Origin of the sequence: Bacillus sp. AR2-1 (assembly GCF_008368755.1) — a bacterium.
Taxonomy (GTDB): domain Bacteria; phylum Bacillota; class Bacilli; order Bacillales; family Bacillaceae_G; genus Bacillus_A; species Bacillus_A wiedmannii.
In genome coordinates, this window is the sequence record NZ_QORY01000036.1 from 65438 (window position 1) to 81246 (window position 15809).

Annotated in this window: 14 protein-coding genes; 10 read left to right on the plus strand and 4 right to left on the minus strand. The window is 36.0% G+C overall.

What is annotated here, in order from left to right; translation table 11 throughout:
* The 6 genes from DT250_RS29560 (at window position 1) to DT250_RS31935 (ending at window position 5668) form a co-directional block, all read left to right on the plus strand.
* Entirely contained in the window at window positions 1–198 is a 198-nt protein-coding gene (locus DT250_RS29560) for a DUF3311 domain-containing protein (protein ID WP_087983279.1), read from the plus strand.
* Window positions 195–1667 (plus strand): sodium:solute symporter family protein, encoded by a 1473-nt coding sequence (locus DT250_RS29565; RefSeq protein ID WP_097858410.1) that lies wholly within the window; start codon window positions 195–197, stop codon window positions 1665–1667. Before DT250_RS29560 ends, DT250_RS29565 begins: the two co-directional genes overlap by 4 nt.
* 101 nt (window positions 1668–1768) lie before the next feature.
* On the plus strand, window positions 1769–3247 hold the full coding sequence (gene gerLA, locus DT250_RS29570; RefSeq protein ID WP_097906610.1) for a spore germination protein GerLA: 1479 nt from the start codon (window positions 1769–1771) through the stop codon (window positions 3245–3247).
* The gene (locus tag DT250_RS29575) at window positions 3248–4369 is read left to right on the plus strand and encodes an endospore germination permease (RefSeq protein ID WP_149214232.1); all 1122 of its coding nucleotides are present in this window, start codon (window positions 3248–3250) and stop codon (window positions 4367–4369) included.
* Window positions 4353–5519 (plus strand): Ger(x)C family spore germination protein, encoded by a 1167-nt coding sequence (locus tag DT250_RS29580; protein ID WP_131933927.1) that lies wholly within the window; start codon window positions 4353–4355, stop codon window positions 5517–5519. Before DT250_RS29575 ends, DT250_RS29580 begins: the two co-directional genes overlap by 17 nt.
* An 11-nt stretch (window positions 5520–5530) precedes the next feature.
* A complete protein-coding gene (locus DT250_RS31935) occupies window positions 5531–5668 on the plus strand; it encodes a hypothetical protein (RefSeq protein WP_061658275.1) in 138 nt (45 codons plus the stop codon).
* A gap of 62 nt (window positions 5669–5730) precedes the next feature.
* Here the strand turns inward: DT250_RS31935 and DT250_RS29585 are convergent, their stop codons facing one another.
* From DT250_RS29585 to DT250_RS29595, 3 genes are read right to left on the minus strand one after another with little or no spacing between them, the layout of a single operon-like run.
* Window positions 5731–7131 carry a nucleoside recognition domain-containing protein gene (locus DT250_RS29585; protein ID WP_046953770.1) on the minus strand — a complete coding sequence of 467 codons (1401 nt, stop codon included), beginning with the start codon at window positions 7129–7131 and terminating at the stop codon, window positions 5731–5733.
* On the minus strand, window positions 7109–7831 hold the full coding sequence (locus DT250_RS29590) for a FeoB small GTPase domain-containing protein (RefSeq protein ID WP_061676308.1): 723 nt from the start codon (window positions 7829–7831) through the stop codon (window positions 7109–7111). The genes DT250_RS29585 and DT250_RS29590 overlap by 23 nt, the downstream gene beginning before the upstream one ends.
* Entirely contained in the window at window positions 7828–8085 is a 258-nt protein-coding gene (locus DT250_RS29595) for a FeoA family protein (protein WP_000252986.1), read from the minus strand. Before DT250_RS29595 ends, DT250_RS29590 begins: the two co-directional genes overlap by 4 nt.
* 509 nt (window positions 8086–8594) lie before the next feature.
* Between DT250_RS29595 and DT250_RS29600 the strand changes: the two genes are divergently transcribed.
* The 4 genes from DT250_RS29600 (at window position 8595) to DT250_RS29615 (ending at window position 12041) form a co-directional block, all read left to right on the plus strand.
* The gene (locus DT250_RS29600) at window positions 8595–9497 is read left to right on the plus strand and encodes a phosphate ABC transporter substrate-binding protein PstS family protein (RefSeq protein WP_149214233.1); all 903 of its coding nucleotides are present in this window, start codon (window positions 8595–8597) and stop codon (window positions 9495–9497) included.
* A 71-nt stretch (window positions 9498–9568) separates the two neighbouring features.
* Window positions 9569–10459 (plus strand): phosphate ABC transporter permease subunit PstC, encoded by an 891-nt coding sequence (gene pstC, locus DT250_RS29605; protein WP_000676675.1) that lies wholly within the window; start codon window positions 9569–9571, stop codon window positions 10457–10459.
* 2 nt (window positions 10460–10461) lie between these two features.
* Window positions 10462–11382: a phosphate ABC transporter permease PstA gene (gene pstA / locus DT250_RS29610; protein ID WP_048562942.1), complete on the plus strand. Its 921-nt coding sequence runs from the start codon at window positions 10462–10464 to the stop codon at window positions 11380–11382.
* Between the two features lie 134 nt (window positions 11383–11516).
* Window positions 11517–12041 carry a P-loop nucleotide/nucleoside kinase family protein gene (locus DT250_RS29615; protein WP_088061944.1) on the plus strand — a complete coding sequence of 175 codons (525 nt, stop codon included), beginning with the start codon at window positions 11517–11519 and terminating at the stop codon, window positions 12039–12041.
* Window positions 12042–12082: 41 nt separating this feature from the next.
* Here the strand turns inward: DT250_RS29615 and DT250_RS29620 are convergent, their stop codons facing one another.
* Window positions 12083–15127 (minus strand): efflux RND transporter permease subunit, encoded by a 3045-nt coding sequence (locus DT250_RS29620; protein ID WP_149214234.1) that lies wholly within the window; start codon window positions 15125–15127, stop codon window positions 12083–12085.
* Window positions 15128–15809: the final 682 nt, after the last annotated feature.

Consider the following 15809-nt stretch of genomic DNA (forward strand, 5'->3'; position numbering starts at 1 on the left):
ATGAAGAAAATACACGTATTAGCGCTTATTCCAGTTTTTTGTTTAGTTATTGGACCTGTATTTGCTAATTCAGTTACTCCTTACGTATTAGGGATGCCATTTTTATTGTTTTGGGTATTATTATCGGTGCTCATTACGTCTCTTTGTATGGGACTTGTGTACGTATTTGATCCTGCTAATAAGGGGGATGTAAAATGATCGCATTACTTATCATTATATTATTTTTGTTTCTTGCACTATTTTTAGGAATTCGGGCACAACATGGAAAAGATATGAATTTAGAGCAATGGTCAGTTGGTGGAAGAGGATTTGGCACTATTTTTGTTTTTCTTCTTATGGCAGGTGAAATTTATACGACGTTTACATTTTTAGGCGGAAGTGGATGGGCGTATAGTAAAGGAGCACCTACTTTCTATATTTTAGGTTATGGTGCACTAGCTTATATTTTATCTTACTTTTTATTGCCGCCAGTTTGGAAGTATGCGAAAGAGCATAATCTTGTTTCGCAGCCAGATTTTTTTGTGAAGAAATATAAGAGTCAGACACTTGGCATTATCGTTTCTGTCATTGGGGCTATTTCGATTATTCCATACCTTGTTTTACAGTTAAAAGGATTAGGAATTATCGTTTCGGAAGCATCTTACGGAAGGGTATCACCGGTTATTGCAGTGTGGATTGGTGCAATTGTTATAACGATATATGTAATGGTTTCAGGTATACACGGCTCTGCTTGGACAGCAGCTTTGAAGGATATTATGATACTGTTTATCGTTATGTTTTTAGGTATATATTTACCGTACCATTATTACGGGGGATTTCAGCCGATGTTTGAAGCGGTAGAAGCAGCGAAACCAGGATTTTTATCTTTACCTGATGAAGGGATGAGCATTTCTTGGTTTGTTTCTACTATTGTATTAACAGCTCTCGGTTTCTATATGTGGCCCCATACATTTGCTTCTGCTTTCTCTGCAAAAAATGAAAAAGTATTTAGGAAAAATGCGGCGATCATGCCCCTTTATTCTTTAGTATTGCTTTTCGTATTCTTTGCAGGTTTTGCTGCTATACTGCAAGTTCCGGGGTTAAAGGGAGGGGATGTAGACCTTTCGTTATTCCGTCTCGCTCTTCAAACATTTGATCCATGGTTTATTGGGATTATTGGTAGTGCAGGAGTATTAACAGCATTAGTTCCGGGTTCCATGCTTGTTATGGCGGCGTCTACTTTATTAGCAAAAAACATTTACCGAACAATGGTCCCATCTGCTTCAGATAGACAAGTTGCTAAAGTGGCAAAATTATTTGTGCCTGTAGTAACGCTTGTAGCTGTTTTGTTCACTTTTAAAGGTGGAGAAACAATAGGTGCACTTCTTTTAATGGGATATAGTATAGTGACACAACTTTTCCCTGCACTTGTATGTAGTTTGTTTCCACGTCAAGTTATTACGAAGCAAGGGGCAATTGCAGGGATGGGGATTGGGTTGTTAGTGGTCGCATATATTACTTTATCTGGTTCAACTATAGCTACGATGTTTCCAGCTTTCCCTCAATATATAAAAGATTTAAATGTAGGTATAGTCGCATTGTTAATGAATATGATTGTGATGTTTATCGTTAGCGGGTTCACGAGAAATGTGTCTATAAAGACAGACAATATAATAGTAGAAAAGTAATCCGTGTGCTAGAGCTATCTTTGAAAAGAGATAGCTCTTTTTTGTATATATTTTCTTCTATTAGCGGAATCTAACTAAAAACTTGTTGAAAAGGAAGTTAGGTGGGGGAATTGTTAGAGTTAAAAGGTAACTTATTTGAAGTTATGAAAGAAATTAGGGATGAGTTAGGTTCGCCTAATGATTTAACAATTAGGGAAGTTGCCCTTGCTGGTAGTTTTACACGCTGTGCGGTTATTTTTTTATGTGGGTTAACAGATAAGGATAATGTTTATAAATATGTAGTTCGTACACTTCAATATGAAGAAGTACAAAAAGAAGAAGCTGTTGTTCAAACGTTATTAGATCGTTTTATTTCTATTGCGGAAGTTGGTAAGAAGACAACGTTTCCGGATATTATAAATGCGATTTTAGCGGGAGATACCGTTATATTAATTGATAATATTCAAACCGCTATCGTGATTAATAGTAGAGCGTGGGAAAAAAGAAGTTTAGAACCGCCAGTAACAGAAGATTTAATACGTGGACCGAGGATTGGGTTAAATGAAGATATTAACGTGAATAAAATGTTAATTCGCCGTAGTTTACGTGACCCGAAGCTGAGGTTTCAATCTTATATTATGGGGAAGAGATCCCAAAAAGAAGTGACGTTAGTATATATAGAAGACATTATTAACCCTTACATTGTAAAAGAGCTAGATCGGCGTCTTCAATCCATAGTGACAGATGTTGTTTTTGAGACGGGTACGATTGAGCAATTAATTCAAGATAATAATTTGTCACCGTTTCCGCAGTTTTTGAATACGGAAAGACCTGATAATATTGTGGCCTCATTAGCGAAAGGAAAGGCAGCTATTTTGGTGGATGGATCACCGTTTGCCCTTATAGCTCCGCTAGTATTTGTTGATATTTTTCAATCTGTGGAAGATCATTATGAGCGCTGGGTAATTGGGACTTTATTAAGAATTTTGCGGATGGGTTCTGGAATAGTTGCAGTTTTAATGCCAGCGATGTATGTAGCTCTCGTATCATATCACCAAGGACTTATCCCTTCTAAACTGGCTTATTCAATTGCTGGGGCAAGGGAAGGTGTTCCGTTTCCCGCCTATATAGAAACGTTAATGATGGCATTAACGATGGAGTTAATACGAGAAGCGGGAATTAGGTTGCCAAAACCGATGGGTCAAACAATTGGGATTGTAGGTGGTCTTGTAATCGGAGAAGCAGCGGTGAACGCAGGAATTGTAAATCCGTTTTTAGTTATCATTATTGCGGTTACAGCTATTGCTACATTTTCACTGCCTGTATATAGTATTACGATTACGTTTCGGATTTTACTTTTTGTCTTTGTTTTAGCGGCGACTGCTTTTGGTTTGTATGGAATTATTTTAGCTCTTATTGCACTTGCGGTTCATATTACGAATTTGAAGAGTGTCGGGGTGCCGTATACAACGCCTATCGCTCCTGCATTTTATAAAGATTGGAAAGAAGAAATTATTCGCATGCCCAAATCAATGTTGAAAGATAGACCAGAGTACTTACAAACGAAAGATTCTACAATACGTCCAAAGGAGGGAGAATAATTGAAACCATTTGAGTATGGCGATGAAGAAATTGGATCTCGGGAGCTGGGTTTTGCGGTATCGTCAACGATTATTGGTATAGGTGCACTATCTATGCCACGAGATATTGCTGACCAAACTTTGTTTTCGGATGGTTGGATTATTTTACTTCTTGGCGGATTGATATGTGCGTGTTTAGGTTGGTTTGTGACTCGAGTGGCTATTTTATTCCCAAAACAAAATTTTGTTCAATATACGAGTGAACATTTGACGAAGCCTGTTGCATACACCATTAGTATTATTTTAGTGTTAACATTCGTTGCTTTGACGGCATATGAGTCCCGGAAAATTGCAATTATTTCACAAACGTATTTGTTTAGTGATACACCGATACAATTGTTATCTTTCTTTTTTTTGTTAGTCGTTGTTTATGGAATTGCTGGATCTAGAGCTGCATTATTAAGGCTAAATGTTTTATTTTTACCTATCGTTTTAATTGCGATCGTGCTGCTTTCTTTATTGAATGTGAACTTAATGGAAGTAGATAATTTACTACCTGCTTTTCAAACGGACGTCAGTCAATATGCTGTTGGAGTTAAAAATTCTATTTTTACGTTTATTGGATTTGAGGTAGCTTTATTTTATGCAGTGATGTTAAACGAGACGGCAAAAAAAGCGCCGATGGCAGTTGCGAAAGCTGTGATGGTAAACGTCTTGTCTTATATTTTAATTTATTTAACCTGTATTAGTGTATTTACATATATGACAACCCGTGGATTAACATATCCAACGATTGAATTAGGGAAGGAAATCGAAATTGGTGGGGGGTTTTTAGAAAGATTCGATGCGATTTTTTTTACGACTTGGATTATTACGATTTATAACACGACAGCCATGTATTATGACGTCGCATCTCTATTGTTTTGTGCCATGTTTCCGAAAGTTAAGAAGCATATCTTTATTTTCGTAAGTGCTCCTATGATTTTTATGCTGAATATGATCCCTGGTAATTTAACTACTTTATCAAGTTACGGAACGTATTTAGCTTGGATAGATATGGGCTTTGTCGTGTTAGCACCTTTGTTAGTTTTTATTGTATATAAAATAAAAAGAAGGAATGGTAGGAATGAAACACCTTCTTAAAATTATAATGCTGCTAGTGTTAGCGGGATCGATAAGTGGATGCTCTGAGCTAGAAGAAATAGAAGAAAGAGGATTTGTAGTAGGTGCAGCTTATGATATTGTGAAAAAAAAGAAATCGAATCCGATTATGAAAGGGACGTATCAGATGGTGCTTCCCAGTAAGCTAGCGCAGCAAGGTGGACAAGGTGGTGGGGATAGTGAGAATTATATTAATGTTAGTGCGAAAGCAGATAGTGTTTTTGAGCAAATAAGAATTATCGCAAAAAAAATTAGTCGCTCATTATTCTTTCCGCATATACAAGTGATAATTTTTTCTAAAGATTTATTAGCTAATCCATATGTTTTGCAAAATACGTTAGATGTGTATATTCGTGATCATGAGATGAGAAGGAATATTCGTTTATTCGTTTCTAAGAAAGATGCAGAAGCTATTTTGAAGCAGAGTGCGAAGCCTGAAAATTTACCGGCGCAGTATATTGATATGCTAGCTGAACATCCTCCGAAAAATGCTCAAATGATTGAGGCTGCAAGAATTGGTGAGGTGCAGCAAAAAATGATTGCTAATCGAAGTTTCGTATTACCTATTCTTGAACTAACGAAACAAGGGGTGCAAATGAACGGTGCAGCGTTGTTTCGTGGGAAGGATAATAAGTGTGTAGGCAGTTTGGATGGAGAAGAAACATTAGGAATGAATTATGTAATAGGTAAGAAAATTGGCGGATTCTTTACGATCCGTAAGCAAGACCAGCTTATTACATATGAAATTCATAAGATGCACCGAAAGATTAAAGTATCTACAGAAGATGTCACAAAACCGAAGTTTGATATTCATTTATCTTTTGAAGGTACTTTAGCTGAGGTACACTTTAGTGATCATAAACAAATTATGAATGAAAGTCGATTGAAGAAAACAATTGCGGAGGAAATGGAGAAGCGTATCCAAAAATCGATTAAGCTTGTTCAAAAAAAATATAAGGTAGATGTATTAGCGTTAGGAGAAGTATATAAGCGGCATAATTATAAAGAATGGAAGAAGATAGATAAGAATTGGGATCAAGGTGAAAATTACTTTAGTAATGCTGAGGTTACTGTTCATGTTCATCCGACCATTGAGCATTCTGGTTCAGCCTTACCGAAAAGAGTGAAATAAGGTGATGTAAGTTGTTTACTGGTCTAGGGATTAGTTGCACGATATTAATGGCGGTTCTTCCGGGAGCTATATACTTTATTCATAAGAAACTCACAATGTATGGAGCACAGCCTTGGAATACTGATGCGCAAAAAAAGAAACCTGAATAATTTCAGGTTTCTTTTGTACAAAGCATATGTGAAGGGGGATGCCTTCTATGTATGCTTTGTTTTTATACAAGCCCTAACCAATGTACCAATTGTGTAGAGAGGAATGTCACAACAATGGCGATAACGGTAGGGATTGCAAACGATAAGAATGTCCATTTTGCACTTTTTGTTTCTTTATATATGTTAACCAGTGTTGTTCCACATGGGAAATGAAGAAGTGAGAACAACATTGTGTTTAACGCTGTTAACCAAGTCCAACCATTTTCTAAGAATAGATTTTTAATTTGATTAAAATCATCTATTTCAGTTAAAGCTCCAGTTGATAAATAAGACATTAATAAAATCGGGATAACAATTTCATTAGCTGGTAGTCCAAGAATGAACGCAGCTAGAATAAAACCGTCAAGTCCTAACATTTTAGCGAATGGATCTAGGAAGTTTACAAAATACATAAGTAAGCTTGTGTCACCGATGAAAATGTTAGCAAGTAACCAAGTCAATGCAGCCGCAGGAGCTGCTACAACGATAGCTCGTTTTAAAACATAAATAGATTTATCGAGTGTTGCACGTACAATTGTATTCCAAACTTTTGGCTTACGGTACGGTGGTAACTCAAGAGTGTAGTGAGTTGGCACACCTTTTAAAGCTGTTTTTGATAGTACCCAAGAAACAGTTAATGTCATAATAACACCAATTACAACCATCCCAACTACAACGCCAGCAGTAACTAATGTTTGCATACTACCTGTATAACCGGCGGCCATAAATAATGAAGCCATTAAAATTAACATAGGCCAGCGACCGTTACAAGGAACAAAGTTGTTTGTTAAGATTGCGAGCATACGTTCACGTGGGGATTCAATAATACGTGTTGACATAATAGCGGCTGCATTACAACCAAAGCCCATTGCCATTGTTAAAGATTGTTTGCCATGTGCACCGGAGCGTTTGAATAAACGGTCCATATTAAATGCAACACGTGGTAAGTATCCGTAGTTTTCTAATAGTGCGAACATAGGGAAAAAGATTGCCATAGGTGGCAACATAACGCTAATAACAGCACCGATACCACGGAATAAACCAAGTATTAAAATGCCATGTAACCATTCAGGTGCATGTGCTGCCTGGAACCAAGATGTTAAATATCCTTCGGCCCATCCGAAGAATTCAGCAATCATATCAGACGGTACGTTAGCGCCTGCAATTGTAAGATAAAAAATAATAGATAAAATACCGAGCATAATTGGGAATCCCCAGATGGGAGATGTGAAAATTTTATCTAGTTTTTCAGAACGATACAATTTATCAGTATTTGTATATTGAACAGACTCTTTACATATGCTTGCAGATGTTCGATAAATATCTCCAACAATATCATCTCGTATATCTTCTTTTGAAAGTGCTTGTGCATGTTGAATAATATAGTCTAATGGAAGAGCTTTACTGGCTGAGTGAGATTCCATTCATTACGACCTCCCTTACAAGTGGTTCATTATGGTGTTTTTGAAGTGTAGTTAAGAAATTTTTATCTCCATCTAATATACGTAACGCAATCCAACGTGCTGGATACGTATCACCGAACACTTTATAAATTTGTGGTTCTAATTCTTGAATCATACTTTCGATTTTTTCACTGTAAGAAACCTTAATTGGTGTCGGAATTAGTTTTTTATTTGCTACTTTAGCGATAACACTTAGCAAATGCCCAATACCTACTCGGTTACGAGCGGAAATCTTAACTACAGGTACACCGAGCGATTTTGCTAATTTCTTTTCATCAATAACGATGCCTTTCTTCTCCGCTTCATCAATTAAATTAATACAAATAACTACGTTGCTTGTCATTTCCATCACTTGGAGTGCTAAATTTAAATTTCTTTCCATTGCAGTTGCATCTATAACAACGACAGTTACTTCTGGTTTTTCAAATATAATATAATCTCTTGCTACTTCTTCATCCGCAGAATTTGAATATAGTGAGTAAGTTCCAGGTAAATCTATTAATGTATATTTACTTCCGTTATGTTCGTATTCCCCTTCAGCTTTTAAAACAGTTTTCCCCGTCCAGTTTCCAGTATGTTGTTTTAAGCCTGTTAAAGTATTAAATAATGTACTTTTCCCGGTGTTCGGGTTGCCAGCTAAAGCAATACGATGTTTGCTCATCTGAAATCATCTCCTATTAATACCCCGAAAATAAGGGAACTTTCTTCCTTACGTAGTGCGATAGTTGTATTGCTTACTTGATAAGCGACCGGATCTCCAAGTGGACTGCGCTGTAATACTTTAATTGTTGCCCCAGGGATAAATCCTAAGTCTAATAAACGTCGTTTCATAGTTCCTTCTAATTGTATCTTCTCAATTTGTACAAACTCTCCTGTTTTAAATTCGGAAAGTGGTTTTTTATTAGCCGATACCATAAAAGTTACCTCATCTCTATATTGTTAGTTTAAGTTTAAAAAGTTTCCTTAGGTAAACTTTTTGCTACTAATATACTAGACTACATTGGATGATGCTGTCAATTAGTACTTTAAAAATATTCAATTATTTTTAGAATTGTTCCAATTTATTTAGTTGTACTAAAAAATATTACTGAAATTCTGTTGAATGTAAATGAAGTAAGAGTGTAAAAGTTAAAAAATACAATGGCTTTGTAAATGTATTTTTAATTAAAAGGAGAAAAGAGTGAAAAACATTTACATTGAATTTACATTGTTAAGAATAAATTTACATTACTGCTTAATTAGTGTGGATTTTGTTGGGTTCTTTAACTATAAATGTTGGGATTCCTAGCTTTTAAGGGTTATTATCGTCATTTACTTAAAATTAAAAATTGCTTAACACTCACATAATATTGTTGTCCTACAATGAATTTGTGTTCGAAAGAAAATGAATTCGAAAAGTGATAATCCAAATGGGGGTACAAGACATGATTATGAAAAAAGGTATTAAATTTTCTTTAGCGGCTTTAGTGGTGGCAGGAGCGTTAGTTGGATGTGGGAAAGCAGATGATACAGCTAGTAAAGAACCTGCTAAAGGAAGCGATAATACAAAACAAGAATTATCAGGTACGATTGCAGCAGCTGGTTCTACAGCTCTTCTACCTCTTGCGGAGGAAGCTGGAAAGAAATTCATGGAGAAAAATTCAAAAGTTTCTATTCAAGTGCAAGGTGGCGGTAGTGGAACTGGGATTAACCAAGTAGCATCGGGTGCAGTACAAATTGGTAATTCAGATGTTCCGTCGGGAGATAAAATAAAAGATGCTGAAAAAGCGAAAGAATTAGTAGATAACAAGGTTGCGGGTATTGCATTCGCACTTGTCGTAAATAAAGATGTAAAAGTTGATAACTTAACAGTGCAACAAGTACAAGATATCTTCACTGGGAAAGTAACAAACTGGAAAGAGGTAGGCGGGAAAGATGAAAAAATCAACGTAATTAACCGTCCAGCTTCATCTGGTACACGTGCTACATTTGAAAAGACAGTTATGAAAAAAGCGAAAATTAATGATGGAACTGGTACAACACAAGATTCTAACGGTGCAGTAGAGCAAGCGATCAATTCTACTCCAGGTTCAGTAAGTTATTTAGCAATGTCTTACATGGTTGGCGATAAAAAAGGTGCGCTACAAACAGTGAAAATTGATGGTTCTGAACCAAAAGTTGAAAACATTTCGTCTGGTAAATATCCATTCTGGTCTTACGAGTACATGGTAACAAAAGGTGAAGCGAAAGAAGCAACGAAAGCTTACATTGATTATGTAAAAGGCAAAGACTTTGAAAAGCAAGTAGAAGATATGGGTTACATCCCAATGTCTAAATTAAATAAGTAATAAATTTTTATGGGGCTGGCTGCAAGGCCAGTCCTGTTCATTTCAATCTATGAAGTGGGGTCTGACCTGTGATGAAGGGGAAAAAACAAATTAATTACGTAAAAAGTGAATATATAGGAAGATCGCTTGTTACGTTTTGTGGTATTTTTATTGTTTTAATTACATTAGCTATTATTGCGTTTATTTGCGGTAAAGGTATTCAATCTTTTACACAAAGTGGTATCTCATTTACTGAGATGTTAACATCGACAAAATGGAATCCAAATGCTGACGAAGGAACCTTCGGGGCTTTGATTTTTATTGTAGGTTCAACGGTGGTTTCGTTAGGTGCGGTTATTATTAGTGCGCCAATTGCTATAGCTCTTGCTATATTCATGAATTTAATTTCGCCAAAGTTTGGAAATAAAGTATTGAAGCCCGTTTTAGAATTATTAGTTGGTATTCCTTCGGTTGTATACGGATTATTAGGGGTTACGATTTTAGTGCCACTATTACGTGATTCGTTCGGGGGAGTGGGCTTTAGTTTAATTGCAGGTATTGTTGTATTAAGTATTATGATTTTACCTACTATTGCTAGTATCGCTTCTGATGCAATACGCTCTGTTCCATTTGATTATTTAGAAGCTTCTTACGGTCTAGGATCAACGAAATGGCAAGCGGTTAGCCGAGTGATTGTTCCTGCTGCGAAAAAAGGAATTTTAACAGGTGTTGTTTTAGGTTTAGCGCGTGCTTTTGGTGAAGCATTAGCGGTTCAAATGGTAATCGGGAACACAATTAAATTACCAGAAGGAATATATAGTCCGACAGCGACGTTAACTGGTATTTTGACAATGGACATGACAAATACATTGAACGGAACTGCTTGGAACAATGCGCTATGGACTTTAGCGATGATTTTACTTGTTATTTCATTCCTGTTTATTTTAGTAATTCGAGCGATTGGGCAAAGAGGTGAGCGATAATAATGAATGCAAGAACGGTAAATAAAATTTGGACAGGTATCTTTTACGCAGTTGCAGCTTTAGTTGTAGCTCTGCTAGTATTCCTAGTGTTTGAAATTCTGCAAAAGGGATGGGGATTTTGGGATCCTGATTTCTTGTTTGGAGAACCAAGTAATACAAGAGCTGGTGGTGGGATTGGTCCACAGTTATTCAATTCCTTCTACATGCTTGTGATAACGCTTGTTATATCTATTCCTCTTGGGTTAGGTGCTGGAATATATTTAGCAGAGTACGCAAAACAAGGGCGTTTCTTAAATTTTGTTCGTTTATGTATTGAGACAATGGCGTCTTTACCTTCTATTGTTGTTGGTTTATTCGGTTTGTTAGTGTTCGTTACAATGACAGGCTGGGGATACACAGTAATGGGCGGTGCTCTTGCTTTAACTATTTTAAACTTACCAGGTTTAACACGTGTTTGTGAAAATGCGATTTCAGAAGTGCCTCATAATGTAAAAGAGGCAAGTCTTGGATTAGGTGCAACGAAATGGCAAACAATTGCTCGTATCATTATTCCGTCGTCATTACCGCAAATTATTACAGGTATTATTTTAGCGGCAGGTCGTATATTTGGTGAAGCGGCAGCGTTAATTTACACAGCGGGTTTAACATCCCCGATTTTAAATTCAGCAGCGGACTTCTCAAGTCCTGCCCATCCTCTAAATCCATTTAGACCAGCTGAAACGTTAGCGGTTCACATTTGGAAGTTAAATTCTGAAGGAGTTATTCCGGATGCAAAGTTGATTGCGACAAAATCTGCAGCTGTATTAATTATTATGGTATTACTATTCAATGTTATTTCGCGCTTGGTAGCATCTATATTGCATAAGCGTTTTACAGGAACGAAAAGAAAAAGTAAAACGACGAAGAAGGTAAAAGCAGCATAAAATACAAAAAGAACTCTCTACTTATAAGTAGAGAGTTCTTTTTGTATTTTAATATAGAAGGAATGGATGTAATGATTGTTGAATTTGTAATTGATTATATAGATGAATAGGTACAGATGAGAGGAGAAGTTAATTTGTTTTTTCTACAAATGTCAGGTTTTCCTGGATCGGGAAAATCGACAGTTTCTAAGTATATAGCGAAGTTAACAGGTGCTGTAATTGTAGATCATGACGTTTTGAAATCGGCATTGTTACAATCATTAGAAATGAAAGGGGTTGAATCGACAATTGTTGGAGGAGTATCATACGATATTGAATGGGCATTGATCGATTCTTATTTAGAACAAGGGCATAGTGTTATATTGGATAGTCCGTGTCTATATGAAGGGATGGTTGAAAAAGGAATAAAATTGTCTAATAAACATGGTGTAAAATATAAATATATCGAGTGTTACCTTAATGATATGGAAGAGATTAATCATAGGCTGCAAACACGTAAACGTATGGCCAGTCAGATTGGAAAAGTGGATTCGGAAGTAGCTTTTAAAAAGTGGTTAGATGGTAGTAAGAGACCTTCGAATACTGAATATCTTATTGTAGATTCTGATAAACCTCTAGAGCGATATGCTCAAAAAATGATGGATTATATGAGTAGGTAGAGAAAAGCGTTATCTTCATTCATGAAGATAACGCTTTTCTTTTAAATATCAGGTGTTTCTGTGGAAGTGCTTATTTTTCTACGAGAGCGTCTTTTTCTCCCGATTTTATCTAATAGTTCATACATAACTGGAACGACTACTAATGTAAGAACGGTTGAGACTGCTAAACCACCGATGACAACGACGGCAAGACTTTTTGATACCATGCTTCCTGCTTGCGATTGACCAAATAGGAGAGGGAGCATAGCGACGATTGTTGTTATAGCTGTCATAATGATTGGACGTAATCTAGTGGATCCCGCTTCTAGTAAGGCATCTCTTGTTTCCATTCCGTGTTCCCGATTTTGTTGCACTCTTTCTATTAATACAATAGCGTTTGTAACGACAATCCCGATTAACATTAATGCGCCGATCAAGGAATTTACATCAACGGGTGTTCCTGAAATGATTAATCCTAAAATACCGCCAACAGCAGCTAATGGTAAGGAGAACAAAATTGCAAAAGGAGCGCGCGCTTGTCCGAAGGTGATAACCATAATTAAATATACAATCCCGATTGCAATCCCCATAATTTTGAATAAATCTGTGAAGTTCTCTTGCATAGATTCAGTTGCACCTGCAATAGTTACTTTTGCGCCGCTAGGTAAGTCTAAGTTAGCTATCGTTTCGTTTACTTCTGCGCTTACTTTACTTAAATCTTCATTTGAGGCCTCGGCAGTAATTTGAATCGTTTCTTTTCCGTCTTTATGGAAGACTTCTGTTTGAAGTTTCTTTTCTGAAATAGTTGCAATGTCTTTTAAAGGAATTGGTCCATTGATAGGTGATAGTATATTTGTGTTTAAAATGTCTTCTTGTTTAGTGATGTTTTCTTTTTTGTGTTCTATTATAATAGTTGTTTTTTCATTATTGATTGAAACTTCACCAATAGGTGATTTCTTCATAAGGAATGCTACTTGTTGTGCTGCTAATTCTGGTGTTAAGCCTAGTTGTTCGGCCTTTGTTTGATCAACATGGATTTGCCATTCTTTCTTAGAGTCTTCTAAATTTGTTTTTACTTTAGAGAGAGCAGCCATATCTTTTAGTTTTGTTTCGACGATAGTAGCAGCCTCTTTTAAATTCGTTTCGTTAGTTGCTGTTACGTTAAATTGCAAATTGTTGCCACCACCAGAGCTTGAATAACTCGTTTTTATATAATCTAGTTCAGCAGGCTCAAAAGCTTTATGTTCTTTCTTTAACTCTTTAATATATTGATCAATATCAGAGCCTTTCTTGAAGACTACAAATATACTGGCAAGATTATTTTTTGTCGTTTGCCCCCATTGTGCATCTTCTGCGCTAGATCCCATTCGTAAAATAACATCTGTTACATCCGAATTAGAAAGTAATTTCTTTTCGAAATCGAAGGCTTTTTGTTTTTGTGTTTCAGGAGCGTAATCAGCTGGGAAAGTCATATTAATAGATAACATTGTGTCGTCTTCAGATTTTATGTTCGCTTTCGGTAGTAATACATAGGCTGCAATCGATCCTGCGAATAATAAAAAAGCAGTAAGTAAAATAATGAATTTATGCGAAAGAGCCCACTTTAATGTAGCGACATATCGTGGTGAAGAACTTGGCTTTTTGTGCTTTGTTTTTTTGAGTAGTAAAAAAGCCATAAGTGGAACAACTGTTAGTGCAACGATTAAGGATGATAGTATAGAATATACAACTGCTAATACCATAGGTAACATTAATTTTCCGATTACTCCTGATACGAGGCCGATAGGTAAGAAAACAGCGACTGTTGTTAAAGTAGAAGAAGTAATTGCGACGGCGACCTCTTTCGTTGCATCGAGAATAATATCTTTAGAGAAAGATTCTTTTTGTAAACGACGGAAAATATTCTCGATGACAACGATACTATCATCAACGAGACGTCCAACTGCAACTGCTAAACCACCGAGCGTTAAGGTGTTAAGTGTGATGTTAGATTGGTGTAGTAAAAAGAGTGTTAATAAAATAGATAATGGAATACTGACAACGGCGATGAGTGTCGTTCGGAAGTTACGCAAAAAGATTAAGATAATTAGAGTTGCAGCAATTGCTCCAAGAATTACTTCTTTGCCCATACTAGTAACAGCATTTTCAACTTGCTCATGAGTTGAGGCTAAAAGTTTAATAGAAAACTGATCTTTATATTGTTTACTTATATCTTTGATTTTCTTATCGATTTGCTTTCCGATTGCAACTGCATTTTTACTTGGCTCTTTCATGATGATTAATCCGGTTCCTTCTTCTCCGTTTATATGCGAGATTGTATCGTAGTGTTGTTTAAGTTCGATTTGAGCAACATCTTGCAATTTTACTTGAGGTGCAACGGTTATGTTTTTAATATCATCTACATTTTTTATATCCCCAATGACACGAAGGTTATATTCTTCTTTATTAACGGTAATTGCTCCAGCTGGAGTAGAAGTTTCTTTTCCTTGTAAAACTTTTAATATTTGTTCTGTTGTTACGTTTTTATCTTTTAATTGGTTTGGGTCTAGTATGATAGATAATTCAGAGGCTGATTTTCCGAAAAACATAACGTTGGCAACACCATCAATGCTTTCGAGTTGTGGTACGATTTCTTTTTCGATTTGTTTTTCATCTGCTTTTGAAAATCCGTTTTGCTTCTGGATAGCAATTTGAGCGAGTGGAATCATAGAAGTATTTAATTGGCTAACTATGGGTTTAGTTGCATCTTTAGGTAATTTAATTGTGTTAATGGCCTTTTCAACTTCGCGTGCTGCGTCTTTCATGTTTGCTTTGGATGTATACGCGATATCGATACGTGATAACCCCTCGTGCGTAGAAGAGGTGATGCTGTCGATGTGTTCTAAATTGCGAAATTGTTTTTCGAGGGGATCAGTTACTTCTTTTGTCATCGCTTCAGCGTCGAGTCCTTGAGATAAGGTTGTGACAGTGACTGCTGGATTATCGATGCTTGGTAAAAATTCCATAGGTAATTTAGATCCGGAATAAACGCCAAGTACGGAAATGAGAAAAACCATGATGATAACAGCGGCGCGGTTTTTTAATGAAAACTTTGTTAACCTATCCATAAAGTAATTCCTCCATTGGTTTATTTATAGTTGAGTACGTCCTTCCTTACTATATAACAAAAAATGGATATTTTTCATTAATTAAATGTAAAAAAATTCTAACAATAATCTTAAGTTTATGTTTTTGTTGGAATTTCGTTATTTATTCCGCTATTCGCCGAGCGATAAGACTATTACCTAATCGAGCTGTCTGTAAACAACCGATTCGTTCAATTAATAGTTTGTGTGGAGGAACAAAATTAAAAATCGGCATGTTTGCTTTATGTAGGAAGTGGTGAATCTATTTTTTTAGTTTGGATTGATTTGTTTTTTATATTGTTAGTCTATAGAGAAGTAAATGATCAGGGCTTTAATATAGAAGAGAATGAAAATCTAGGAAGGGGTTATGAAATACAGTTTGGTTAACTAGAGTGTATTGGTATACAATTTAAATAGCTGTTTTCCATAGATGGGAGGAGGTGTCTCTATATAGAAGAAAGTAGGATGGATATTTTTTTGTGTTTTTTTAAAAAAACACTTGTTATTTAAAAATCATGATGGTATATTAATAAACGTCGCTGACGCGGAAACGCAGAAAACGACAAAAAAGAAATTTTAAAACGTAGTTGACATCGAAAAATGAAGATGTTAATATGATGAAGTCGCTTCTGAAGCGGCAGACAAGTTCTTTGAAAACTGAACG

Excerpts from the sequence above, each read along its gene's own strand:
- DT250_RS29580 (WP_131933927.1), top strand. The coding sequence starts at position 4,353 with ATGAAACACCTTCTTAAAATTATAATGCTGCTAGTGTTAGCGGGATCG.
- pstC (WP_000676675.1), top strand. The coding sequence starts at position 9,569 with ATGAAGGGGAAAAAACAAATTAATTACGTAAAAAGTGAATATATAGGA.
- DT250_RS29620 (WP_149214234.1), bottom strand. The coding sequence starts at position 15,127 with ATGGATAGGTTAACAAAGTTTTCATTAAAAAACCGCGCCGCTGTTATC.
- DT250_RS29560 (WP_087983279.1), top strand. The coding sequence starts at position 1 with ATGAAGAAAATACACGTATTAGCGCTTATTCCAGTTTTTTGTTTAGTT.
- DT250_RS29590 (WP_061676308.1), bottom strand. The coding sequence starts at position 7,831 with ATGAGCAAACATCGTATTGCTTTAGCTGGCAACCCGAACACCGGGAAA.
- pstA (WP_048562942.1), top strand. The coding sequence starts at position 10,462 with ATGAATGCAAGAACGGTAAATAAAATTTGGACAGGTATCTTTTACGCA.
- DT250_RS29600 (WP_149214233.1), top strand. The coding sequence starts at position 8,595 with ATGATTATGAAAAAAGGTATTAAATTTTCTTTAGCGGCTTTAGTGGTG.
- DT250_RS29595 (WP_000252986.1), bottom strand. The coding sequence starts at position 8,085 with ATGGTATCGGCTAATAAAAAACCACTTTCCGAATTTAAAACAGGAGAG.
- DT250_RS29585 (WP_046953770.1), bottom strand. The coding sequence starts at position 7,131 with ATGGAATCTCACTCAGCCAGTAAAGCTCTTCCATTAGACTATATTATT.
- DT250_RS29565 (WP_097858410.1), top strand. The coding sequence starts at position 195 with ATGATCGCATTACTTATCATTATATTATTTTTGTTTCTTGCACTATTT.